Origin of the sequence: Catonella massiliensis, assembly GCF_016651435.1 — a bacterium.
Classification (GTDB): domain Bacteria; phylum Bacillota; class Clostridia; order Lachnospirales; family Lachnospiraceae; genus Catonella; species Catonella massiliensis.
Map to the genome: position 1 here is coordinate 2,315,215 of NZ_JAEPRJ010000001.1, position 24,562 is coordinate 2,339,776.

Sequence of the window (24,562 nt, forward strand, 5' to 3'; positions counted from 1 at the left end):
CATCCTGTAAATGCCCTCGATTTTCTAAGGCTATATACATAATATTGTGCCTTTATTATTAAATTTTATAAATTAATCGACTTATTGCATATCAATATAAATATTTAGTATTTATTGTGTATGATTATAAATGATTGCTTGCTATTGACAAGTAATTGTATACATATTTATAATATTTTGCAGTTGACCTATTTACAAATTAACAACGGAGGCGGTATATGAGAATAGGGTTTATTGGTTGTGGGGGTATGGGAAGTACGCACTATAAATGTCTGAAACTTCTGTCCGAATCTCATCCAATTGAAGTAACTGCTCTGGCAGATGCCAGAGAGGAATGTCTGGATAAGGCCGCAAAATTCTGGCCAAATGCAAAAAGATATTCAGACGGACTTGATCTTATCAGGGACGAAGATGTTGAAACTGTTTTTATCTGTGTGCCAAGTTACCTGCATACAGATATGGCTTTGGCTGCAATGAAAAAAAACATGAATATCTTCCTTGAGAAGCCTGCTTGCTTGAAGCGTGAAGAGTGTGAGCTTCTGCTTAAGCAACATAAGGTCACACCTGTAAAGGTGATGGTCGGACAGGTAGTTCGTTCTATGCCTGAATATCTGTTTCTGAAAGATGTATATGAAAAGAAAACCTATGGAAATCTTAGAAGCATTGTTATGCAAAGAATAAGCGGGGATGTAAAGTGGGGATTTGAGGATTGGTTTCATGATGAAAACCGCTCAGGTTCAGTCATCCTTGATCTACATATACATGATCTTGACTTTCTGCGTTATATGCTTGGTGAGCCGGATTATGCAGATGTACATACTACGAAGTTTGATTCAGATATGATAAATCAGGTGATAACAAATTATAAGTTTGGAAATATAGCTGCCATGGCAGAAGGAGTATGGCACAGTGCTACTAAGATGCCATTTGAAGCTAACTACAGAGCTGATTTTGATAATGCTACCATAAGATTTAACAGTACCGCTACTGATAAAATTACAATTTATACTGCTTCAGGCGATAAAATTATACCGGAGCTGGACACCAAAGAGATGGACAATCCTGATAGTGGCATAAATGTAACCGATTTGGGTGCGTATTATCTCGAAGATGAGTATTTTATAGACTGTGTGCTAAATGAAAAAGAAAATACCAGAGCTACTCTTCACGACGGCATTAAATCTGTACTTGCTGCCATAAGCGAGCTTGAGAAAGCTAAAGCAAACGGCTGAAACAGGCTAGACCTGCTAATATATAGGCACCTATCAGCGTAATACCATTTACATCAATGGTATTCAAATCCACAGCATTTGTGAGTTATAAATAACCGTATTGGCTCACGTGCACACTATTATTTTCGTAGCCGGGATACGGCAGAAAGAGAGGCAACATGAAAAAATCACTTGCTCTATTCTTAACGTTTGGGGTTATAGCTACTTCGCTTAGCGGATGTGGAAGCAGCTCTAATACAAACACCGCTTCCAAATCAGCATCAACAGCGAGTAGTACTGCCAAAACAAGCAGTGCTTCAAAGACTGAAAGCAAGACTTCTACTGCAGGCAGCAATGGAGAAGAAGTAGTTCTCAAAGTATTTGATGCCCATGCTTATGGTTTGGATGAGTACGCAAAAATGGTAAAAGCATTTGAGGCATCTCATCCAGGTGTGAAGATTGATGTTCAGCATTCTTCAAATGATTATACCGCAACTTTGCAGTCACGAATAAATTCAGGAGATGCTCCTGATGTATTTGATGCACAGGCAGGTACTAACGCCAGAAACTATTATGATTATGCCTACGATTGGACCAACGATACCGATATTACATCTAAATTCAGACCTGACGCACTTGCTCTTGGAACTGTTGACGGAAAGGTTATGTCTTTGCCTTGGACCTACGAGAACATGGGACTTCTTTACAATGTAGATGCCTTTGAAAAGGCCGGAATAAAAACCCTTCCTACAAATATGGATGAGCTTGAAGATGCATGTAAGAAGTTAAAAGCAGCAGGAATTACTCCTTTTGGTTTGGCTGCTAAAGAATCCTGGGTACTGTCACAGGCGGCTACACACTTTATGATGGATAAGTCCCTTGATTCCGTAGGAACTGTGGAGGCCGTAAAGTCAGGCAAACTAAAATTTGCTGACATGCCACATTGGAAGAATCTGTTCAGATTCCTTGACCTTGCAAAAAAATATGGTCCTGATAAGCCTCTTGAGATAGACTGGGAAACATCAGAGAATCTCATTGCGAATGGTAAAGTTGCTATAATTCACATGGGCGACTGGTGTCAGGCAACCCTTGATAAATTCAATAAAGATGCAAGGATTGCATTCTTACCGGTTCCTGTAGGTTCAAGTGAAAAGGATGCTACTCTTCTTTCAACGTGTAACTGGACTTATATTGTAAATAAGGACTCCAAGCACCTTGATCTTGCCAAAGAATATCTTGAGTATATTCTTACATCCGATGAGGGACAGACCTGGATGTGTGACGGCATAGGAGCGGTTCCAGGAGTAAAAACCGACAAGGAAATAAAAGGAAAGCTTGCTAATGATGCTGCTAGGTATATAGCTGAAAAAAAGACAAATGGATGGATACATACCATAGCCCCTAGCAATTATTATGACAATGTTGGACCTGTTCTTCAGTCATATATGCTAGGCGAGACAACTGCTGATGCTGCGACTGAAACTATTCAGGAATTCTGGACATCAGGCAACTAATTAAACACAGTAATGAAAAAGGCTCTCTATCTGGGTTGTTCTCTGAGAAGAGAGCCTTTATTCCTAATAGACAGTACGCCGTACAGGTATGACAGTTTCAGCGAGGTAAGAGGATGAGTAAACGACTTAAAGAAATTTCTATATTTGCGCTATTTGTATTTCCTGCGCTTATATTTGTGTTATTTGCCACAGATATCCCTTTTCTAATGAATCTCTACTATTCCTTTTTCAAGTGGAATGGAATAGGCAAAAGCATGACCTTTGTTGGATTGGATAATTTTATTCACATATTCACTAAAGGCGGTCTTTTCTGGAAAGGTGCTTTATTTACACTTAGGTTTGCCGTATTTTATGTGATTATAGTTAATGTTATTTCTCTGACTATTGCTTTGTTTTTATCAAAAAAATCAAAGATTTCAAGTGTAGGGCGGGCATTTTACTATATTCCTTATATCATAAGCTTAACTGCTATAAGCTTGATATGGAAGTTTATTTTTGGTCCCGGGTTTGAAGCACTTTATTCCATTACAGGGTGGGAATTCTTTAATTGGAGCTGGGTAGGCACCCCTAAGCTTGCCTTCTATGTTGTGGTAATGATGACTGTATGGCAAAATATTGGTTTTTACATGGTAAACTATATTGCAGGCATAATTTCAGTTCCTACAGAGCTTTCAGAGGCTGCAAGAATAGATGGTGCAAACAGGGTGCAGAACTTCTTTAAAATAACTCTTCCTCTGATAATGCCTTCAATATCAATATGTCTGCTGACCTCTCTTACATTTTCTTTCAAATTGTTTGATGTGGTGATGGTATTTACAAAGGGCGGTCCTGCAAACTCTACAGTAACTGTAGCCTATGACATATACAAGGAGGCCTTTGCAAGTAATAATTATGGGCTTGCAACCGCTAAGTCTCTTGTATTTGTTGCATTTGTATTACTTATAACATCAGCTCAACTTATAATAACAAAGCGCAGGGAGGTTGAGGTATAATGAGATCAAATAGAATCAGAATTTCTACCATTGTTGTATTATTGCTATCTTTTTTTTGGCTTATGCCGTTGATTCTTATTTTTTTCAACTCCTTTAAGTCATATAATGATATGATGCAGCACTTCCTTGCATTTCCTAAAAGCTTCGGACTTGATATGTATATTGAAACCTGGGTAAAATTTGATTTTCCGAAACTTATTGGAAATACCGTAATTTATTCCGTAAGTACAGTATTGCTTATCGTACTTATGGCTCCTATGGCTGCTTATAAGTTGGCTAGAGTTAAAGGTAAATTTAGTGTCGCTTGTTTTCTCCTGATTATATTGCCTATGATGATACCTTTTCAGTCCTATATGATAAGCCTTACAAAGTTTGTTTCTAATGTGGGACTTATAGGAACACGCCAGGGACAGATTGTTGTAAGTACAGGTTTGTGTATGCCTCTAGCTGTCTATATGATTCATGGTTTTATTAAAAATGTACCTATTGATTTGGAAGAAAGCGCACACATCGATGGCGCGGGCTCGGTCAGAACTTATTTTGCCATCATACTGCCTCTTCTAAAACCAATTTTAGCAACAGTTATTGTTCTTGATGCGCTCGCAACCTGGAATGATATTATAGTCAATCTGTTTATCGCAGGCAGTAATACAGATGCAATAAACATCCAAAACGCCCTTTATATGAAGTTTTCGACTACCAATTCAGACTGGGAACACGCACTTCCGGGCATTGTTATGTCCATTATTCCAAGCCTTATTTTCTTCATATTTATGCAGAAAAATATAGTTGCAGGAGTCACAGCTGGTGCAGTTAAAGGATAATATGACGTAAAGTAGTTAATCACATTCTAAGTATATTTTAGTTCAAACATTTTAAGAAAGGATAGACAAACATGAGAATAGGTGTATTGGTACGAATGGACCGCAAAAAAGATATAGAGACACAATTTGCTGAAGTAAAAGAAATGGGAATGGAAAGCTGTCAGCTTGTATGCTGGGACAGAGATTTGATGACAAATGAAAACGCTGATAAGATAACCGCAGCAAAAAATAAACATGGCATTGACATTACTGCATTCTGGTGTGGCTGGCCAGGCCCTAAAATATGGGATTTCTACGGAGGTCAGGAGACTCTTGGTCTTGTTCCTGCCTCCTATCGTTTTGAGCGAATTCAGACTCTGATTGAAGGCTCTGATTTTGCAGCTAAATTAGGCATTACAGATTTTGTTACCCATGTTGGCTTTATTCCTGAAAATCCTTATGACAGCAATTACTTTGGAATAGTACATGCGGTTAAGACAGTTGCCGATCACTGCGCAGTAAACGGTCAAAACTTCTTATTTGAAACCGGGCAGGAAACACCTGTAACACTTCTTAGGATCATACAGGATATAGGCGCCACAAATCTCGGAATAAACTTAGATCCTGCAAATTTCATATTGTACGGAAAGGCCAATCCGGTAGATGCTTTAGATGTAATAGGAAAATATGTAATGGGCATCCATGGCAAGGACGGATTGTATCCTACAGACGGACATTCTCTTGGTAATGAAGTGGCTCTTGGTCAAGGTAAGGTAAACTTCCCTCTTTTTATTGAAAGGCTTAAGGAAATCGGCTACAATGGAGACATCACCATAGAAAGGGAAATCACCGGAGATGAGCAAAAAAGAGATATATTAGAAGCGAAGAAAATTCTTGAGCAACTGATATAAAATAAGTATTCAAATCATGATTTAACGAAATTTGTGTATGGGAGAATTATGAATAAAAAGTTAAAGATTGCTATCATCGGCTGTGGCCGTATATCTGTCTGCTATGCCGATTCGTTGTTGAAACTTAAAGACAAGGCAGAACTATGTTATGCTGTAGATATTGACCTTGCAAAAGCAGAGCGATTTGCTGAACCTTTTGGATGTAACTATACTGACAAACTTGAAGATATATTTGAAAAAGGTATTGATATAGCACATCTGTGTCTGCCGCATGACTTACATGCTCCTATCGCGATAAGTTTAATGGAAAGAGGCATACATGTGCTTACCGAAAAGCCTATAGCCCTTACTTTACAGGAAGCAGACGATATGATTAAAGCAGCTTCTAAAAACAATGTGAAGCTTGGATGCATATTCCAAACACGCTATAATGATAGTGTTCAGAGACTGAAACAGATGTATGATGACGGAAAATTTGGCAAGGTTACTGCTGCAAGATCATATCTGTCTTGGTATCGCCCTGATGAATATTATAAAGGCAGCAACTGGAAGGGAACTTGGGAGCATGAAGGCGGAGGTACTCTCATAGACCAAGCCATTCATAGTATAGACAGGGTACGCTACATACTTGGAAGCGACGTCAAGTGGATAGAAGGCTCTATCCATAACCATTATCATCCTAAGCTGAATGTAGAGGATACTGCTGAGGCGGCTATTTGCTTCGAAAATGGCTGTATTTACAATCTATACGCCTGCAATTACTATGGTTTTGATTCACCTATCAACATCGAATTTTGTGGTGAGAAAGGACGGTTCGGTCTCATACAGGATGTAGGCTACACCTGGTTCGGTAATGAATATACTGAATATAGGGAAATTAGTAAAGGAAATGCAGTAGGGAAGAATTACTGGGGCACAACCCATATTATGCAAATAGAAGAGTTCTACGATGCCGTACGTGATGATAAAGACATAACTGTAGACGGACTTGAGGGAAGAAAAACTCTTGAGATGATTAAAGGGATTTATCTATCATCCATACGACACGAGCGTATTACATTACCTTTCGAAGATATCAAAATTACAAAGTTCAAATACTAAATTCGGGCTGTCAAATTATTTATAGTTTGACAGCCTTTATTCGTCTTCAGATTATAATTACTTTCATACTTTATTATCTATTCAAATTGCCTCAATGCAATAGAGATTCCGTATGATTATACTAATCAAACCTCGATATAATCTCTCTTAGCTGCATCTCCCAGTTGCTGAGGGCTGAATACCACAGGCAATCTAATACACTACCGTCATTTATTCTGACTGAGGAGCAGATAACAATTGGGAGTTTTAGTCTCTCATTCCTTACAAATTCTACGAATTTGTAGCCGGTATCAGGCTCCTCATAGCCTCCAGGCTCTACAGGGTAGTACATGTCGGTTATAGCAAGGTCAAAATGATTGCCGCTTTTTTCAGCTTCTTTTAGTTCAAATATCCCATCTGTCAGGTTTTTAACCCAGACTATATCATCAGGTTTTATGCCACAGGAGAGCAAAACTGCTCTGATATCTGCATATTTTGCGGGTGAATCTTCTAAATGCAATATTCTCATTTCATTTCCTTTCAAGATAAATCGATATTTTGTACACCATATGATGCGACACTGTTACAATCCTACATCATAAGGTATCTGATACTTTTTCCACCAACATTACTGTATCACAAAAATCTGCTACAGTATCATTATAATTGCAAGACTAAATATTGTCATCTATTATATAAAAAAGATTTGAACCATACCATATATAGGCTACTGGGATTACAGCTTCAGGCTAACACAAAAATCTGCTGAAAGCTTGATATAATCCGATTTTTGCCTTATAATAAGTGGGATTACTTAATTTTAAATTAAGACCGTAAAGAATAGATTGAGAGAGGTACGAGATGAAAAAGAATAAACTCATTCCATTTTCACTGTTGTTTATTGCCCTTGTGTTTTTAGAGCTATTTTGCATAGTTAAATACTCCGATGTTTACTATTTCCCACTATGTGTTGGGCTTACCCTCATTGGCTCGGCTTATCTTCTTTTGACGGAAATAGATAATGTTGTCACCACATTTCTCAAAAATAAGGAAAAAGCTTCTATGCCCGATGAGGACACTATCGCACGGAGGGAAGAGGCTTCTAAGATTGCTAAGGCTACGTATGTGCTTGAAAAGAGAATCCTCAATCTCTTAGATGAGAGAATTCTTTCTCCTGAGGAAAACATGGAGAATCTTAGTACTCTCGAGGGTGAAATAGTACATGCCATTAAGGCTTCCATCAAATACGGAAGAGATAATACCAATCATTTATCAGAGGTTATTGCTGAAGCTTCTACAGCTGCTGATTATGAAGATATTCTTGCTAAACTAGACGAGCTCATACTTGTATTAAAGAATAATCAGATTGTACCAAGTACAGTTCAGTCACCTGTTCAACAGGTTAATTATGAAGAAGTACCTGTAGAGCCTATAATGACAGAGGCAGAAACAGCAGTTGAAGAACCGATTATCGAAGCCGTAGATATGCCTGAGTTTGTAGATACTTTAACAGCCGAAACAACATCTGAGGAGCCTGGCGCTACTGAAATCGAGCCTGAATTTGCTTCTGAGCTTGAGCCTGAACCTGTAGCTGGAGCCAATGCTGTTTCTGAACCTTCTACAGCTCCGGTTGACAGCGACCCTAACAAGCCTATGAGTCCTGATGAGATTGCTGCTCTTATTGCTGCGGCAGAGGCTGAATCTGCACCTGAACCTGAGCCTGCTCCTGCTCCTGTTGCTACAGCTCCTGTTGACAGCGACCCTAACAAGCCTATGAGCCCTGATGAAATCGCTGCTCTTATCGCTGCTGCTGAAGCTCAGTCTGAACCTGAAATCGAGGCTGCTCCTGAGCCTACCCCTACAGCTCCGATTGACAGCGATCCTAACAAACCTATGAGCCCTGAGGATATCGCTGCTCTTATCGCTGCTACAGAAGCTCAGTCTGAACCTGAAATCGAAGTTGCTCCTGAGCCTGCCCCTACAGCTCCGGTTGACAGCGACCCTAACAAGCCTATGAGCCCTGAGGATATCGCTGCTCTTATTGCTGCTACAGAAGCTCAGTCTGAACCTGAAATCGAGGCCGCTCCTGAGCCTGCCCCTACAGCTCCGGTTGACAGCGACCCTAATAAGCCTATGAGCCCTGAGGATATCGCTGCTCTTATCGCTGCTGCTGAAGCTCAGTCTGAACCTGAAATTGAGATAGAGTCAACCCTTGAGCCTGTTGCTCAGGTTGACAGTGATCCTAACAAACCTATGAGTCCTGAGGAAATAGAGGCTTTAATTGCCGCTACTGAATCAGGGGCTGCTGTTGAAATAGAGCCTACTCCTGAGCCTGCCACTCCTGTGGTAGATGACCCTAACAAGCAGATGAGCCCTGAAGATATAGCTGCTTTATTTGCCTCATCTAACCTTGAGCTTGAGCCTGAGCCAAGTGCTGCTAAGCCTAAGACTGCGATTGAAGCCCTTTCAAAGCACGAGCCTTCTCCTGCTTCAGACGATCCTAATAAGCCAATGAGTCCTGATGATATCGCAGCCTTGATTGCATCCCTAGGACAATAAATTTTTTGGAGATAAAATGAGATATATAGTTTTTGACCTTGAATGGAATCAGGGACACCCCTCAAAGGAAGGAGCCAACAGGTCTCTTCCTTTTGAGGTAATTGAGATTGGTGCTGTGAAGCTAGACGAGAATTTTAACATTATCGACTCTTTTCACAGAGTAATAAAACCGGTTGTATATCCTGTTCTATTTAAGTATACAAGAGAGATTATTTCGCTAACTGAGAGAGAGCTCTCAATGGGAACTGATTTTGTAACTGCCTGTAAAGAATTTTTAAGGTGGTGTAGAAAAGGAGACAGAAATTACTTTTTTGCTACCTGGGGAACCCTTGATTTACTTGAGTTCCAGAGAAATATGGCGTATTACAATATACATAACGGGTTCCCAAGACCTTTGTACTATTTTAATGTGCAATACCTGTTTAATATATTTATTGGAAAATATGACGAGAGTGCAATTTCACTTGAAAATGCAATCAGGCACCTTAGAATAAGAGAAGATAAGGCCTTTCACAGTGCCATTTCCGATGCACAATACACTGCTGAAATCCTTCAGATTATCAGTGGTATAAATGTATTTTTATATCCGTCAGTTGATACCTATAAGTTCCCTCTTAATAAAAAGCAAGAGGTAGACATCGTCTATCCCGATCACAGACTGAGTGTCAGCATGGCCTATAAGTCTAAGGAGGACTTAAAAAGGGAAGCTGATAGAGAGCCTTACTGCTGCCATATCTGTGGTAACCGTCTACGTCAGCTTGTTCCCTGGTATTCTCCCAACTCAAAGAACTACTATTATGTTGGAGAATGCAAGTATCATGGCTATATGAAAGGCAAAAGACTAATTAAAAATCCTGATGACCATCATTATTTCGCAGTATCAACTCTTAGGTCTCTTTCTAAAGAACAGGCAGTAACTATGATTAATAACTACAAGAGTAGAAAAAATAATCCATAAGACAAAAATATTTCAGAAATTTCATACAAATCGAGTGAGAGGTAGATAATCGTTTTATCTACCTCCTCAGTTTTATATTCGCCTATTTCAATATAGGCAGGTCAATTGTAAATAGAGTGAACTCTCCCGGATTGCTAGCCACTTCTATATATCCTTCCACGCTTTCAATTATATTTTTGACTATGGAAAGTCCCAGTCCCAGAGAATTTTTATTAGATGTCCTTGATTTATCCGCCTTATATAATGGGATAAAAATCTTGCTTATATCCTCCTTACCTATTCCCATTCCATTATCCTTAAATTCTATTTTTACTCTATCATCAGAGCATGTTACATTGATTTCAATTTGCAAGATTGTTTTATTGTTGTACTTTACAGCATTTGCAAAAATGTTCTCAATTATAGTCTCTAATTCTCTGTAGCTTAAATTTAACCTAATTTCTTTAGTAATACTGTTATTATAATTAAATATGCCTGTAGACGGCTTAATTGAGTTCATTAAATCATAAACAATTTTATCGAAAGCCTCTTTTAATATAATACTCTCCTTAAAATCGTGATTATTTTTGTTATACACACTATAATTTTTTAAGGATTTTATTCTTTCATCCAATTGCCTTATCTTGTCGTTTATTACTTCTATATACTCGCTCTGCTTTTCTTTTGTATTCGCAATCCCATCACTTATTCCATCAATATGTGATTGGATTACAGATAGAGGGGTAGATAAGTCGTGTGTTATAGATGCAATTAAATCATCCCTCTCTTCTTTCTCTATTATTTCCTTTTCTCTATACTCTTTAAGTGAAGTAATCATTTGATTAAAATTGTCGGCAAGAGCGCCAATTTCATCTTCTCTATCCACTTCAATATATGCATCATAGTTTCCTTCACTTACTTGTTTAACACTTTCTACAAGTACATGAATAGGTTTAATGATAACCTTATCTACATATGCCAAGAAAATAAATAGGACAATAAAAATAGGTAACCCAATTAAGATTGCCAGTCCTGTCAGTGACAATATTACACTATTAGGCTCTTTTTCAGGTATGCCTGTTAACAATAATACTGCTATTGTAATTATTAAAATCGATAATACAAATGTTGTTAAATTCTTCTTTATTGATTTAGTTTTCAAATTTATAACCTACTCCCCATACTGTTAAAATGTGTTTTGGAGTTGCCGGATTTTCCTCTATTTTCTGACGGAGTCTATTTATAGTTACAGTTACAGTGTCAAGATCGCCAAAGCTGTCAAGTCCCCATACTCCCTCATATAAGTGTTCCCTCGTAAATACTTGTTTGGGATTTTTCGCTAAAAATAATAAAAGTTCAAATTCCTTTTTACTTAAATCCATATTTACGTTATTTTTTTCTACTTTATATTCTTTGATAAATATTCTTATATCCCCTACATCTATCACTTCCAAGTTGTCCTTGTTAAACACCTGACTTCTGCGTATCAGGGCATTAACCCTTGCGACCAATTCTTTTGGTCTAAAAGGTTTTGTCATATAATCATCAGCACCTAAATTAAGTCCCATAACTTTATCAAATTCATCTGTTTTAGCTGATAAAATCAATATCGGTATTACTGATGTCATCCTAACATTTTTACATATTTCATAACCATTCATCCCCGGCAGCATTAAATCAAGTATAAGTAATGAAGGTCTATATTTATTAAACACCTCTGTTACCTTGTCTCCTTCAGCACAAATTTCTACATCAAATAGCTCATTTTTTAGATAATCCTTTACCACATTTGCAAGAGCAGGCTCATCCTCTACAATCAAAATCCTATTCATTTTACCTCCTCATTTTAATATTTCCATCATCCGAAAGCAAAAAATATTAACGATAACCAGCACAACTGCGATTATCAATGATATCAAAATATAAATTACAGGTTCGAGTGAACCACTACCTATTATCATAAATGATGGCAATTTGTAAATGTATTTTATTAGAAATAAATATCTTGCTTTGTCCGGACTTATTATGCTAATAATATAATACAAAAATCCAATCCCCATTACAAGTGAGCTTTTTCTCACCAATAAGGATATAAATACCATAAGAATGCCAAATGATATAAGAGGGAAGATAATAGACAATTCACTAATAATCACAGTAATGATTGCTTCTATCCCTTGGATTTCCACTCCCTTAGTCAATATATTTTGTCCATCTAAAACTAATGTTGCCCCCTGTTTTAACAATACCTTACCCACAATATAAGACGATCCAATGTCAAAAACCACAAGTAAGATTATCCATATAATAAGACTTAACAACTTAGCTTTTATCAGTTTTTTTCTTTCCCCATTTACCATAATAGGAAGTTTTAGAATCCCCTTTTCATATTCTGAAGCTACTAAGTCTGTTGCCAAAAATATCGTAAAAAGTACCAAAAACAAAACTGTCCCCGGCACTGCCAGTAAAGGAAAAGATGCCCAGTTAATATCAGTATTTATTAATGGAATAGCTTTGGTAATATTAGATGCTAAAATAATAATAAAGAATAGATAATAGTATTTATTTTTCTTCTGTTTGTAAAATTCATATCTCAAGTATCCTGCCATACTGTCATCTCCCATCTAATAAATAATATCCTGTTTTTCAAGGTATATATTGTTTATTACTACCAGCATAAGACTTAAGAACAACGATATAAGGCTCAATCCTATACTTTCACTCTTAGTAATGCTTTCTATCATAGTAAATTTCATCCCTATTTCTGTGTTAAAAAGGAATATTAATCCTGTTACGGAAACTAAATTCGCAATAACCGCGTTTTTAAATATTATTCCTATGAGCATGGTAAATAACCCATAAGTGATAGATGGTAGGATTGTCATTCCATAAAGTATAAGTGTACTACTTATATCCGTCAGTATATTTACTTGAACTAGCTGTAAGCCTGTCATGTTTTTATAATAGACAAATGCAAATATATAACACATTAAAATAAATGCTAATGTTTCTATTGCTAAAAATATAATAAAGCTTAGCTGCTTTGATATTAAGTTCTTAATCCTTGAGGGCTCTCTTATAAGGCTTAGCTTCAATGTTCCGTCAACCAAATCTTTTGTCATCAGAAAACCAGCAAATATCGGTATATAAAACATTAAAATTTGTATATAAATTTCTACTAAACTTTTTGGAAATGTACATAGGCTATCACTTTTCCAGTCGCATAGTTTTGGATCATACATAATGATGTTTAACCATATTAATAATGCACCTGATAATAAAAATCCGGGTATAAGCTTAGACTTAAAGATTTTCTTATTTTCATTAGCCACCAAATTTATCATTTTTTTCACCTACTTTCTTAAAAAATAGTTCTTCAAGGTTTTCTACCTTATTATCGTTTATTAACGCACGTACTTCGCCCTCTATACATAGTTTCCCTGAATGTAAAATCCCTATTCTATTGCATATCCCTTCCATTTCATGAAGAAGATGAGAGGAGATTATAAATGTTTTGTCACATCTTTTTGCTAAAGATACTACAAGGTTATTTATTTCTTTCATTCCATATGGATCAAGGCCATTTGAAGGTTCATCTAAAATAATCAGCTTAGGATCACCAAGAAGTGCATTAGCTATTCCCAGTCTCTGTTTCATTCCCATAGAATATTCTTTGAACTTGTCTCTTCCTCTGTCTTTTAGTCCAACCAAGCCAAGCACGTTTTGAATGTCTAGGTCACTTACACCAGGCATAATTTTTGCCATTAATTCTAAATTTTCATATCCACTCATATTTTCATAGAATTTGGGGGCTTCAACCATAGCACCTATATTTTTTATAGCCTCATTTTTACCGTTTTTAATTGATTTTCCATTGATGATTATATCACCCGAATCAGCCTTGATAAGTGAAGTTATCATTCTTATAGTTGTGGTTTTACCCTCACCATTGGCGCCAAGAAAGCCATAAATATCCCCTTTGTATACGGTCATGTTCAAATTGTCAATAATCTTCCTTCTCCTGTAGGACTTATTCAGCTTTTGTATCTCAAGCATAATATCAGACATATCAATACCTCCTGTATTTTAATAAATGAATTATAGAAGATAAAGATAACAAAACTATAAAAATATCATAAATTAATAATTATAAGAATTTAAAAGAAGAAATCCGGCTTACCATTTAAGCCGGTTTCTTTTATTTATGCCTGTTTTATGTTTTTTGTATTTTCTCCTTGCTATACGGGTAGGTCTCCTGTAAATAAACAGATACCACATAAGCACCATAATGATGAGAAATGAGCATACTATCATAGCTATTGCCATTACCTTTGACTTCTTATTGTCCGTGCCCGTCTGCACACTGTTATCTACCGCCTCTGGCTTATTAAAAGAATAAGCCTTAGCGCTTGTATATATAAGCTCTGCATTTCCTATGCACTTGCCGTCATACATATATTCAATGCCACCGATACAGTTAGCTCCTACTGATATACCGCTTATATCATCTTCCTTAACCTGTGTAGTAACCCCGTTTATATCGCATTTCTTAGGCACAGCCAATGTAGCAGCCCCTGACACCGTAAACTGCGCTGTTGGGTCATTTTCAAGCACACTCGCATATACCTGCCCACCGCTCTCATTTAACTTAAGAGGTATCTTGTCTGCCTGTAACATCCTGAAGCGCTTAAATGTATAGTCTGCAAGCTTCTTGGTATTGGTGTACTCCACCTCTTTACTCTCAGCATTCATCACCACGCAGACTATGTCCATAGTACCTTTTTTTACATAAGAAACCAGGTTAAACTTGGCCTCGGTAGTATAGCCGGTCTTTCCCGCATAGCAGTATTCATAAGCATACTCAGGATGCTGCATAGGGTTAAAAAGCTGATGAGTGTTAGATAAAGGTCTTTTTTCCTTCATCAGATTAGTTTTAGGCAATACGTATTTTCTTGTACTTGCTATTTCCCTAAATGCATCGTTTTTAATGGCTGCTCTGGCGATCCTTGCAAGGTCTGCCGGGGTTGTGTAGTGCTCCTTTTCATATAGTCCGCTTGGATTGCAAAAATGAGTATGGGTACATCCAAGCTCCTTTGCCTTTTCGTTCATCATATCTGCAAAAGCTTCGATGCTTCCTGCCGTGTGGATAGCAAGAGCATTGGCAACCTCGTTAGCTGATGCAAGCATAAGACCATAGAGGCATTCTTTAAGAGTCAGCTTCTCTCCCGGAGTCATGCCTATACTTGAGCTTCCCCTATTTGCGGCTGCTATTGCTTCTTTGGTAAACTCCACCTTTTCATCAAGGGACTTTGCATGCTCTATCGCCAGTAAGGCTGTCATTATCTTGGTTGTACTTGCAGGATACCACTTCTTGTTCTCGTTCTTACCAAACAATATGGTTCCTGTAGCAAGGTCCATAACAACACCCTCTTTTGCTTTTATAGAGGGGCATTTAGGCCAGGATGAATTGTTCTCTGCAAGCACAGTATTTATATGTAAGCCTGAAAATAGGCTTACAATTATTAAAATTAGCGCAAAACTTCTTTTTATATATAAATTTTTCATGAATTTCTCCAAACTATTCGTCAAAAATAACTATTACCTTATATTTAACCATAGAAACGGCGCCATTTCAAGGGTAAATTATAAGAGGGAAAATCACTTGACAATCCCCTATATTTGTTGTAAAAACTCTTTAGCGATAAGAAAATAAGTTAAATGTGAGGTCATCATGAGATTAAGAAATGTACCGGGTTCCAGAGAAGACATAGCTAATAGCGAGTTCGTGATACAAAACCCTGAAAAGCACAGAGGTGAGATTGTATCCTTATTTCCATCTAAGCAGCCGCTCTTTATAGAAATAGGTATGGGCAAGGGGCAGTTCATAACTACTCTTGCTAAGAACAATCCGGATATAAACTACATTGGCATCGAGAAATATTCAAGTGTCCTAGTTAGAGCAATCGAAAAGCAGACAGAGCTTGAACTTCCTAATCTCAAGTTTATCCGTATGGATGCAGAGAATATAAATGATGTTTTTGCTGAAAATGAAGTGGATGGAATTTATCTTAATTTTTCCGATCCTTGGCCAAAGGACAGACATGCAAAGAGGAGGCTAACTTCAAGGCAGTTTTTTGCAAGATACGAAAAGCTCCTAAAGCCTGAAGGGAAAATCCAGTTTAAGACAGATAACTCTGCCCTTTTTGACTTTTCACTTGAAGAAGTTGAAGCTACCAATTTTAAGGCTACTGAAGTGTCCTACGACCTTCATAACAGCGAATGGAATGAAGGAAATGTTATGACTGAGTATGAGGAGAGATTTTCTGCGAAGGGGAACCCTATTAAGAGGGTGGTGTTTGTGAGAAGGTAAAAACAAGTACAGTATCAAGGTAAAATAAGTATGAAAGTCTTTGTCAGGATGTTCCTCCCTTTTATTATAACAACATATTTTAAAATATAGACTTATTTCATAGTCTCAAGAAAGGATACTGTCATCATGCAGACACTGAAAAACCAGAAATTTTACAAGCGACTAATAACCACATTTATTATCGTCAGTGTTCTTCCATGTATCCTTATCGGACTTTTTTCTAGTATTCTTGTAGATCGTGTAATACAGGACCGACTAATCCGCGAGGCTTCCCTTACTACTGAGAATGCTATTTCTTCTATTAGCGATCTCATTGCAAAATATACTGATGCACTTGAAAATTTCAGTATGAATGATTCTGTATTATCTCTCCTTTGTTCTTCAAATAAGGATGAATTACAGATTAAAACTATTTATTCTGAAATGTATAACATTCAGACTTCACTCCATCCTTCCGGAGATGTTCACATCATACGCTCATCTGACGATTTTACAATCTCTCTACATGGAACACCCAAACTCTATGATTATCCAAAAAATCAGAATTGGGGAAATATTGCCTTAGTTATATCCTTGGTAAATATTCCTCCTCCAAGTCCATACTCTGAATCATTTGCCATCTTAATTACATCTTCTGCATCTTTGAACTTGATAATTACGGCTACAGGTTCAAATATTTCTTCCCTTGCACCCTCATATAAAATGCATTTTTGTAATTTTGCACCCGCTTGGTGCAAAATTAATTCAAACGCTTTTCTATATCTTCAATCGAAGGAATCTTATCCCGCAATTCCTTTGCAATCTGATTTGATAATTTATACTCACTAACTCCCATAGGCTTATTTACATCTTGTAATGCATATTCTGCGACCATTCTATCTTTTCCTTTACAAAGCAAAAGCCCTATAGTCGGATTATCAGTGGGTGCTTTTAATTCACCATCAATCACAGATAAATAAAACGATAATTTTCCTGCAAACTCTGGCTCAAAATCTACAGTTTTCAATTCTACTACAAAATAACAATGCAATTTCACATTGTAAAAGAGCAAATCAATATAGAAATCTCTATTGCCAACTTTAATCGGATACTGTCTTCCCATAAATGCAAAGCCAGTTCCAAATTCAAGAAGTAATTTTGTAATCTGCTGAACTAACGCATCTTCTAATTCAACTTCCTTCATTTTCCTTGTATTTGGAATAAAATCAAAAATATACGGATCTTTGATTATTTCCTCGACCTGTTCATTAAATGGTCTGCTAACTGTGTTTTGAAATTTGTTGTTTTATCTACTAAAACTTGTCGCTCATATAGGTTACTTTCTAATTGATGTGCCAAAACAGTAGTTGACCATCCATTTTCAAGACACTGACTTGTATACCATAGATGTTCTTCTAGTGTATCCGTCTTATCAATTAATGTTTTGATTGCTTTCCAGCTAATTTTTGCACCCACCTGGTGCAAAATTTCTTCAGATGGAATCCTTCCTGCAAACTGTTTCATATAATTCAAATTTCTTACAGAATATCCCTCAACACCTGGATATATCATTCTTAGGTCTTTAGATAGCGTTTCAACAAAACGGTTTCCCCAAGAACTATACTCAATAATCACTTTACCGATATTCCAATACAGAATATTTCTCTCGACATTTGCAGTTGTCATAACTTGATTTTGAGTTTGAATTATTTTGTTTTTTACCTTCTCAAGAGCATCAAAATAATTCTCCATTACAATTTCATTCTTTGCCATATTATAATCTCCACATATCAGTAAGGTTTATTTTCAATCTTGGCAAGTGCCTCAAGCATACGCTTACCAATAGCCTCTGGATCATAATTCTCTGCTGCACAGATTAATCGCAGACCATCAGAAGTAAGCAATCTGCCGTACAGCTTATCTTCCTTGTATTTTTGGTATTCTTCATATTCCTTATTGGTTAATTGCTTCACATCTATCACGCTCCTTAATTAACTCAGTCCTTTATGACAAGTGGTTTTTATACCACTCAATAACGGAATCTCTATCAGAATCAAAGAACTGTGTCGAAACATAAACATCTTTACCAGCATAATTTATTGGCTTTGCCCTATATCTCTTCTGAGTAGAATTCATAGTTCTTGTAGACATTAGAGTTTCTGTCCATCTTGTCAATTTTATCTTTGATAAGAAGTGTCAGCTGCTCATTATCAGTCTTGACTGGTTTCAATTTCACCTTATATTTTTCTTCGCAGTGTCTGTTAAACATTACTTCTTCTATTTCACTTTCAACTCTGACAGAAACATCTTTTGATGCATCATAAAGTGCTTTAAGAAGAATATACATAGTTGTAATACGCTGTTGTCCGTCTATAATTAAAACTTCGTTTAATCCACTTCCACCATTATTGTCATCAATATATACCACGGTTCCAGTAAAATGCTGACAATTCTTCTGGCTTGCCTTCATTATATCCTGGTACAGTTTTTCACATTGGATGTTAGTCCAATCATAATTTCTCTGATATACGGGTACCTTAAAAACTCGTTTATTTTTCTCCAAAACATCTGAAAAAAGCCACATTCTATTTGCTTTCATTTGAACATCTCCTCATATCAAGGTTAGGTTTTGTTTTTACCGGGACTACTTAAACGTAACCACAGTGGCCCCGGTACCGCCCTCATTGTACTCGCCTTCCCTAAAGCTCTTTACATACTTACACTTCTTAAGGTAGTCGGAGACCATGCCCTTAAGGGCACCTGTTCCACGGCCATGTATTATCCTTACCTGCGGAAGGTGGGCAAGATAGGCATCATCGATGTATTTGATAAGTTCTGCCCTCGCATCATCATATCTCATACCCACAAGGTTCTTCTCAACTCTTACATTTAAGCTCTTGCTCATTCCTATGCTGCCCTTGCCTGATGAATACTTGTCCTTAACCATCTTTACAGAGTTATCTTCCTCCACAAAAGCAAGGTCTTTTACATTGACATTAGACTTCATTATACCCATGGTAACGGTGAGGTTGCCCTTTGCATCAGGGAGGGTACTTACAGTTCCCTTTATTCCCATTGTAAGCACCAACACCATATCTCCTATATGGAGCTGCTTGTTGCCTACTCTGTTCCTCTGGCTTTCCTTAGCCCTGATGCCGTTTGTCTTAGTTACAGCGTCTATCTTCTCACGAAGCTTGGTTCTCTCCTCCTCCATTTCCCTTGCAGTAGCGCCGCCAAGCCCCCACTTATTGTATTTCTTAATGGAAGCATCCGCCATTTCCTTAGCCTCTGACAGTATCTTAGAAGCCTCTCTCTTCGCATCTGCAAGCAGACTTTCTTTCTTCTCTGCAAGCTTTTCTACATCTGTCTCAAGAGCCTGCTTTTCTTTCTCTATTTCGGCTCTTCTCTTCTTTATCCTTTCCTCTTCTTCTTCTATGAACTGACGGCTTCTGTTAAGTTCAGCTATCACATCTTCAAAGCGCTTGTCATTGGTATCTATCCTGTTTGCAGCATCTTCTATTATCTCATCAGAGAGCCCCAGCTTTTTGGATATGGCAAAGGCATTACTCTTGCCCGGTATTCCTATAAGGATGCGGTAGGTAGGCATAAGAGTGTCAATATTAAACTCAAGACTTGCATTTACAACTCCCGGAGTGCTAAGTGCATATACCTTAAGCTCACTATAGTGGGTAGTCGCCATTACCCTAGCATCCCTTGCCTGCAAGTTCGCAAGTATTGCCATAGCAAGGGCGGCACCCTCTGTAGGGTCGGTTCCTGCTCCTAGCTCGTCAAAAAGTACCAGGCTTTCCCTGTCAGCCTCCTTTAATATACTTACAATGTTTACCATATGAGATGAAAATGTAGACAGACTCTGTTCTATACTCTGCTCATCTCCGATGTCTGCGTATATTTCCTTAAATATACCAAGCTCCGACTTGTCAAATGCAGGGATATGAAGCCCTGCCTGTCCCATAAGAGTAATAAGTCCTACAGTCTTAAGCGAAACCGTCTTACCGCCTGTATTCGGTCCTGTTATCACAAGAAGTTCAAAGTCTTTTCCCAGGTTTATATCAATCGGCACTACCTTTTTCTTGTCAATGAGAGGATGTCTGCCTTTTTTGATATTTATCCTTCTATCAAGATTAAATATCGGCTCAGTGGCACTCATCTCCTTTGCAAGCTCTGCCTTTGCAAATATAAAGTCAAGTACAGGAAGTACCTCCACATCATATCTAAGCTCGTCTATATAGCCCGCAGCCTCATTGGAGAGCGCCGCAAGGACCTTTTCTATCTCCTTTGCTTCCTCTATCATAAGCTCGCTGAGTTCGTTGTTATACTTAACCACTACCGCAGGCTCTACAAATAAGGTTGAGCCAGTTGAAGACTGGTCGTGAACGAGTCCGTCTACCTTGCTTCTATGCTCATTTTTAACAGGAAGACAGTATCTTCCATTCCTCATGGTCACCTTATTGTTCTGTAAGAAACCCTTGTCAGCAGCTGAGTTTACAAGGCTGTCAAGCTGTTCCCTTATTTTTGCGTTGGTAAACTCTATCTTCCTTCTTACATTTTTAAGACCTGGACTAGCATCATCAGCCATTTCCTCCTCGGAAATGATACAACGCTTGATTTCGTTATTATACGGTGAAAGAGGTGCAAGCATCTCAAGCCTTTCAGACAGGCTGTCTGCCTCAAGCGAACTATCTCTCTTTGCGCCAAAATTCTTTACGCGAAGAGCCACATCAAGAGTCTTGCTGATATTTATAAGCTCACCCATACCAAGGGTTGAGCCCACCTCAAGCCTTACAAGTGAGTCCCCTATCTCCGTAAGTCCCGAAAATGATATATGTCCCGACTGATATACTCTTGCAAGAGCGTCAGCAGTTTCTTTCTGCGCCTTGTTTATATCCTCTATGTCCGTCATAGGCACAAGTGAATGCACTCTCTCCTTAGCCTTTGGTGAAGAAGCAAACTCAGAGAGCCTATCTAGTATCTTATCAAACTCCAATGTATGTAAAACTTTTTTATTCATATATTTCCCTTTTTTTATTAAGTAACTTCAAACTATCTATAAAACCATGATTAGTGTCCCCGTTGTAATAAGAAGTACGCCTTGGGTCCTCCTCTTTCTGTGCGGATATGCTGCTACGTAAAAATGGAGCTGCTAAAAGCAGCCCCTAGGTATTACGCAATCATTTAAAACTCGATGTATTTATTTTCTGCATTATCATTGATTACATAATAAGCTCTACGCTCATTTGCATTGATGTAGATTTTAACTGACTTTACATCATTAATGCTGTTACCCTCTGCTAAATAAGCCGCTCTGGTTCTCTGAACCATCTCATCAGAGCTAATCTGCATTCCGTTAAATTCAAAGTAAGTCTCAAGCTCTATCCCCTCAGCTGCTTCCTTATTTGCTTCCCTGTTAATAATCATACTTCCTCCTTAACAATATAAACTACAGTTACTTTATGTCGAAAGGCTTTCGCCCTGCAACCTAATTTCTGCTCCACTTTAGCCTATGTAGATTGCCTTTTAGCCTCATTCCCTCAAAGTCCTGCTGGCGCAGTGCTTCATAGAGAATGATGGATACTGAGTTTGATAAGTTAAGCGACCTTATCTCACCTATCATAGGTATTCTTACTGAAGTATCCTCGTATTTTACAAGAATCTCCTCCGGTATGCCAGCGCTTTCTTTGCCAAACATAATGAAGTCATTTCCCTTGTATTCTACTTCAGTATAGGCTTTTCTAGCCTTGGTGGTAGCCATGTATATCCTTGCTCCGGGGTTCTTTTCTACGAATTCCTCAAAGTCCTCATACACGTGCAAGTCTAATTCTTTCCAGTAGTCCATTCCTGCTCTTCTTACAGCCTTATCCGAAATGTCAAATCCCAGGGGTTTAATAAGGTGAAGGCTCGTCCCCGTAGCTACACAGGTTCTTCCAATATTCCCTGTGTTTGCCGGTATTTCCGGCTCATGTAAAACAATGTTCATATCAGTCACTTGTTATTGCAATATTCATGTTGATGCATTTATCTCCGTCATAGGTAAGAGGAATGCATAGATTCTTGGTAAATGAAGCGCTAAAGCTCATGTCTCCCATTCCAACTGTAGGAGGTGTGATATCTATGCCTATGCCCTGGCTTGAAAATAGCGTAGCCGCATTGCCAAGCACCATATTACCAAGCTCACAGATAGCACTAAAACCAATTTCCCCAAGCTCCGGAAGTGGTCCCTGCATCATCATTTTTCCTGCTATATCACAGGCTACCGCATTGTTAAACTCTATAATTACCTGTCCTCTTACGTCACCTGTTATTCCTATAATAATTATCAGTGAATCGTGTGAAAATTTCATATCCTTCAAACCCGGTTTGCCAATAGCTGCTTCAATCATACAAGTCTGTTTAAGTATGGTTGTGGCCGCTGCAAGGAAGGGATTGATGTATTCAACACTGAGTCCTGCCATTTTTCTACCTCCATGTTATTTATTTGGTACCGAATTTGTTCAAATGTCTCTTAGCAAAGTTTTCTATTCTTGACATTGCAATCCTTAAATTGTCAATGGAATATGCATAGGATATCCTTATGAATCCCTCTCCACATTCTCCAAAGGCTGTCCCCGGTACTACTGCAAGTTTCTCCTCTTCAAGAAGTTTAGTCGCAAACTCCTCGCTTGTCATTCCAAATCCTTTGATGCAAGGGAAGATGTAAAAGGCTCCAAAAGGTTCAAAGCACTCTATTCCTATCCTTTTAAGTTCAGATATAAGAAATCTTCTGCGCTGATTGTACGCCTCCCGCATGTTTTCTACATCTGTATCACCATTTTTAAGTGCCTCTATAGCCGCGTACTGACTTGTAGTCGGTGCGCACATAATAGCAAACTGGTGAATCTTTAGCATCTGGCTTATAACCCGCTTTGGGCCTGCAGCATAGCCCATACGCCAGCCGGTCATAGCAAAGGCCTTTGAAAATCCATTTATATAAACAGTTCTTTCCTTCATTCCGGGAAAAGACGCTATAGATACGTGTTTCCCCTTGTAGGTAAGCTCCGAATATATCTCATCGGTAATTACAAATATATCTTTCTCTATTACAAAATCCACAATAGGCGCAAGCTCTTCCTCTGTCATAATGGCACCTGTGGGATTGTTTGGAAATGGCATTATCAAAATCTTAGTCTTGTCTGTATAGTACTCCTCAAGCTCTGCTCTTGTAAGCTTAAACTCATTCTCTGCCTTAAGCGGTATAGACACCGGCTTCCCCCCTGCAAGATGAGTACAGGGCAGATATGATACATAGCAAGGCTCCGGAATAAGCACCTCATCATCCTTATCAAGCATGGTCCTAAGTGCTATGTCTATAGCCTCACTTCCGCCAACGGTAACTATAATCTCATCTTTAGTCTCATAGTCAAGGTTATATTTTCTCTTTATATATTCTGAGATATTTTCCTTAAGCTCTTTAAGGCCTGTATTGGAGGTATAATGCGTCTTACCTCTTTCAAGTGAATATATACCCTCTTCTCTTATATGCCAGGGTGTCTGAAAGTCAGGCTCGCCCACACCAAGAGAAATAGCATCCTTCATCTCGCTTACTATATCAAAGAACTTTCTTATGCCTGACGGCTTTATCTCCTGAATAGCATTGTTTAATATTTCTCTCAAGGTGTAATTAACTCTCTTTCATCTTTTTCTTCTTCCACATAACTCATACCATGCTCTTTGTACTTCTTAAGCACAAAATGCGTCTCAGTACTGATGACTGATTCGAGTGGGGATAGCTTGCTATGTACGAACTTAGCTACATCTCTCATACTCTTGCCTTCAACTATAACCATAAGGTCATAGTCTGCTGACATAAGGTAGACATAGGATACTTCTTCAAAACGATAAATCCTCTTCGCCATAAAGTCAAAGCCTTCATCCCTCTTAGGCGCAACCTTTACCTCTATGAGGGCAGTCACTGTCTCATTATCATCTATTTTTTCCCAGTCTACAAATGTAGGATAACCGCATATTATTCTCTCTGCTTCGAGAGCCTTAATTTCGCTGCTTACAAGCTCTGCAGATACTCCAAGCATAGCTCCCAGGTCTTCTGCTGATAATTTACTGTTTTTCTCGATAGCCCTTAATATCTCAAGTCTCAACTTCTTATTTTCCATGCAACCTTCCTCACAAAAACAAATATAGTAATATAATACTA

Annotated in this window: 27 protein-coding genes; 9 read left to right on the plus strand and 18 right to left on the minus strand. The window is 38.0% G+C overall.

What is annotated here, in order from left to right:
* Positions 1–218: 218 nt before the first annotated feature.
* From JJN12_RS10320 to JJN12_RS10345, 6 genes are all read left to right on the plus strand, one after another.
* A complete protein-coding gene (locus JJN12_RS10320) occupies positions 219–1,232 on the plus strand; it encodes a Gfo/Idh/MocA family oxidoreductase (RefSeq protein WP_208429601.1) in 1,014 nt (337 codons plus the stop codon).
* Positions 1,233–1,390: 158 nt separating this feature from the next.
* Positions 1,391–2,725 (plus strand): ABC transporter substrate-binding protein, encoded by a 1,335-nt coding sequence (locus tag JJN12_RS10325; protein ID WP_208429602.1) that lies wholly within the window; start codon positions 1,391–1,393, stop codon positions 2,723–2,725.
* Between the two features lie 113 nt (positions 2,726–2,838).
* A complete protein-coding gene (locus tag JJN12_RS10330; protein WP_208429603.1) occupies positions 2,839–3,717 on the plus strand; it encodes a carbohydrate ABC transporter permease in 879 nt (292 codons plus the stop codon).
* Positions 3,717–4,541: a carbohydrate ABC transporter permease gene (locus JJN12_RS10335; RefSeq protein ID WP_208429604.1), complete on the plus strand. Its 825-nt coding sequence runs from the start codon at positions 3,717–3,719 to the stop codon at positions 4,539–4,541. Before JJN12_RS10330 ends, JJN12_RS10335 begins: the two co-directional genes overlap by 1 nt.
* A 71-nt stretch (positions 4,542–4,612) precedes the next feature.
* Positions 4,613–5,431: a sugar phosphate isomerase/epimerase family protein gene (locus JJN12_RS10340; RefSeq protein ID WP_208429605.1), complete on the plus strand. Its 819-nt coding sequence runs from the start codon at positions 4,613–4,615 to the stop codon at positions 5,429–5,431.
* Between the two features lie 48 nt (positions 5,432–5,479).
* On the plus strand, positions 5,480–6,532 hold the full coding sequence (locus tag JJN12_RS10345) for a Gfo/Idh/MocA family protein (RefSeq protein ID WP_208429606.1): 1,053 nt from the start codon (positions 5,480–5,482) through the stop codon (positions 6,530–6,532).
* A 121-nt stretch (positions 6,533–6,653) separates the two neighbouring features.
* On the opposite strand, the gene JJN12_RS10350 is transcribed toward JJN12_RS10345, so the two are convergent.
* Positions 6,654–7,040 (minus strand): response regulator, encoded by a 387-nt coding sequence (locus JJN12_RS10350; protein WP_208429607.1) that lies wholly within the window; start codon positions 7,038–7,040, stop codon positions 6,654–6,656.
* Between the two features lie 332 nt (positions 7,041–7,372).
* Between JJN12_RS10350 and JJN12_RS10355 the strand changes: the two genes are divergently transcribed.
* Both JJN12_RS10355 and JJN12_RS10360 read left to right on the plus strand, forming a co-directional pair.
* Positions 7,373–9,070, plus strand: a complete 1,698-nt coding sequence (locus JJN12_RS10355; protein ID WP_208429608.1) for a hypothetical protein — start codon at positions 7,373–7,375, stop codon at positions 9,068–9,070.
* 16 nt (positions 9,071–9,086) lie between these two features.
* Positions 9,087–10,028 (plus strand): 3'-5' exonuclease, encoded by a 942-nt coding sequence (locus tag JJN12_RS10360; RefSeq protein ID WP_208429609.1) that lies wholly within the window; start codon positions 9,087–9,089, stop codon positions 10,026–10,028.
* Positions 10,029–10,110: 82 nt separating this feature from the next.
* Here JJN12_RS10360 and JJN12_RS10365 read toward each other — a convergent pair whose 3' ends face one another.
* The 6 genes from JJN12_RS10365 to JJN12_RS10390 form a co-directional block, all read right to left on the minus strand.
* Entirely contained in the window at positions 10,111–11,169 is a 1,059-nt protein-coding gene (locus JJN12_RS10365; RefSeq protein WP_208429610.1) for a sensor histidine kinase, read from the minus strand.
* Positions 11,159–11,839, minus strand: a complete 681-nt coding sequence (locus JJN12_RS10370) for a response regulator transcription factor (RefSeq protein WP_208429611.1) — start codon at positions 11,837–11,839, stop codon at positions 11,159–11,161. Before JJN12_RS10370 ends, JJN12_RS10365 begins: the two co-directional genes overlap by 11 nt.
* A 9-nt stretch (positions 11,840–11,848) precedes the next feature.
* Positions 11,849–12,616: a hypothetical protein gene (locus JJN12_RS10375; RefSeq protein ID WP_208429612.1), complete on the minus strand. Its 768-nt coding sequence runs from the start codon at positions 12,614–12,616 to the stop codon at positions 11,849–11,851.
* Between the two features lie 15 nt (positions 12,617–12,631).
* Positions 12,632–13,351 (minus strand): hypothetical protein, encoded by a 720-nt coding sequence (locus JJN12_RS10380; RefSeq protein WP_208429613.1) that lies wholly within the window; start codon positions 13,349–13,351, stop codon positions 12,632–12,634.
* Positions 13,332–14,075 carry an ABC transporter ATP-binding protein gene (locus JJN12_RS10385; protein ID WP_208429614.1) on the minus strand — a complete coding sequence of 248 codons (744 nt, stop codon included), beginning with the start codon at positions 14,073–14,075 and terminating at the stop codon, positions 13,332–13,334. Before JJN12_RS10385 ends, JJN12_RS10380 begins: the two co-directional genes overlap by 20 nt.
* 108 nt (positions 14,076–14,183) lie before the next feature.
* Positions 14,184–15,572 carry a D-alanyl-D-alanine carboxypeptidase family protein gene (locus JJN12_RS10390; protein WP_208429615.1) on the minus strand — a complete coding sequence of 463 codons (1,389 nt, stop codon included), beginning with the start codon at positions 15,570–15,572 and terminating at the stop codon, positions 14,184–14,186.
* Between the two features lie 166 nt (positions 15,573–15,738).
* On the opposite strand from JJN12_RS10390, the gene trmB reads away from it, so the two are divergent.
* Complete coding sequence (trmB, locus tag JJN12_RS10395; protein WP_208429616.1) at positions 15,739–16,377, plus strand: tRNA (guanosine(46)-N7)-methyltransferase TrmB; 639 nt, start codon at positions 15,739–15,741, stop codon at positions 16,375–16,377.
* A gap of 539 nt (positions 16,378–16,916) precedes the next feature.
* Here trmB and JJN12_RS10400 read toward each other — a convergent pair.
* From JJN12_RS10400 to JJN12_RS10445, 11 genes are all read right to left on the minus strand, one after another.
* Entirely contained in the window at positions 16,917–17,114 is a 198-nt protein-coding gene (locus JJN12_RS10400) for an aldehyde dehydrogenase family protein (protein ID WP_331466927.1), read from the minus strand.
* 2 nt (positions 17,115–17,116) lie between these two features.
* The gene (locus JJN12_RS14575; protein ID WP_331466928.1) at positions 17,117–17,560 is read right to left on the minus strand and encodes a PDDEXK nuclease domain-containing protein; all 444 of its coding nucleotides are present in this window, start codon (positions 17,558–17,560) and stop codon (positions 17,117–17,119) included.
* A gap of 44 nt (positions 17,561–17,604) precedes the next feature.
* Positions 17,605–18,129 carry a DUF1016 N-terminal domain-containing protein gene (locus JJN12_RS14580; RefSeq protein ID WP_331466929.1) on the minus strand — a complete coding sequence of 175 codons (525 nt, stop codon included), beginning with the start codon at positions 18,127–18,129 and terminating at the stop codon, positions 17,605–17,607.
* 17 nt (positions 18,130–18,146) lie between these two features.
* Positions 18,147–18,329 carry a cytochrome C gene (locus JJN12_RS10410; RefSeq protein WP_208429617.1) on the minus strand — a complete coding sequence of 61 codons (183 nt, stop codon included), beginning with the start codon at positions 18,327–18,329 and terminating at the stop codon, positions 18,147–18,149.
* Positions 18,330–18,466: 137 nt separating this feature from the next.
* Positions 18,467–18,955, minus strand: a complete 489-nt coding sequence (locus JJN12_RS10415) for a DUF262 domain-containing protein (RefSeq protein WP_208429618.1) — start codon at positions 18,953–18,955, stop codon at positions 18,467–18,469.
* 45 nt (positions 18,956–19,000) lie between these two features.
* Positions 19,001–21,385, minus strand: coding sequence for an endonuclease MutS2 (locus tag JJN12_RS10420; RefSeq protein WP_208429619.1), 2,385 nt, complete (start codon positions 21,383–21,385; stop codon positions 19,001–19,003).
* Positions 21,386–21,549: 164 nt separating this feature from the next.
* Positions 21,550–21,792 (minus strand): DUF6465 family protein, encoded by a 243-nt coding sequence (locus tag JJN12_RS10425; protein WP_208429620.1) that lies wholly within the window; start codon positions 21,790–21,792, stop codon positions 21,550–21,552.
* Between the two features lie 61 nt (positions 21,793–21,853).
* A complete protein-coding gene (locus JJN12_RS10430; RefSeq protein ID WP_208429621.1) occupies positions 21,854–22,351 on the minus strand; it encodes a tRNA (cytidine(34)-2'-O)-methyltransferase in 498 nt (165 codons plus the stop codon).
* A gap of 1 nt (position 22,352) precedes the next feature.
* On the minus strand, positions 22,353–22,826 hold the full coding sequence (locus JJN12_RS10435) for a chemotaxis protein CheX (RefSeq protein WP_208429622.1): 474 nt from the start codon (positions 22,824–22,826) through the stop codon (positions 22,353–22,355).
* 19 nt (positions 22,827–22,845) lie between these two features.
* The gene (locus JJN12_RS10440) at positions 22,846–24,024 is read right to left on the minus strand and encodes a pyridoxal phosphate-dependent aminotransferase (protein ID WP_208429623.1); all 1,179 of its coding nucleotides are present in this window, start codon (positions 24,022–24,024) and stop codon (positions 22,846–22,848) included.
* The gene (locus tag JJN12_RS10445; RefSeq protein ID WP_208430386.1) at positions 24,021–24,506 is read right to left on the minus strand and encodes an Lrp/AsnC family transcriptional regulator; all 486 of its coding nucleotides are present in this window, start codon (positions 24,504–24,506) and stop codon (positions 24,021–24,023) included. The genes JJN12_RS10440 and JJN12_RS10445 overlap by 4 nt, the downstream gene beginning before the upstream one ends.
* Between the last annotated feature and the right edge of the window lie 56 nt (positions 24,507–24,562).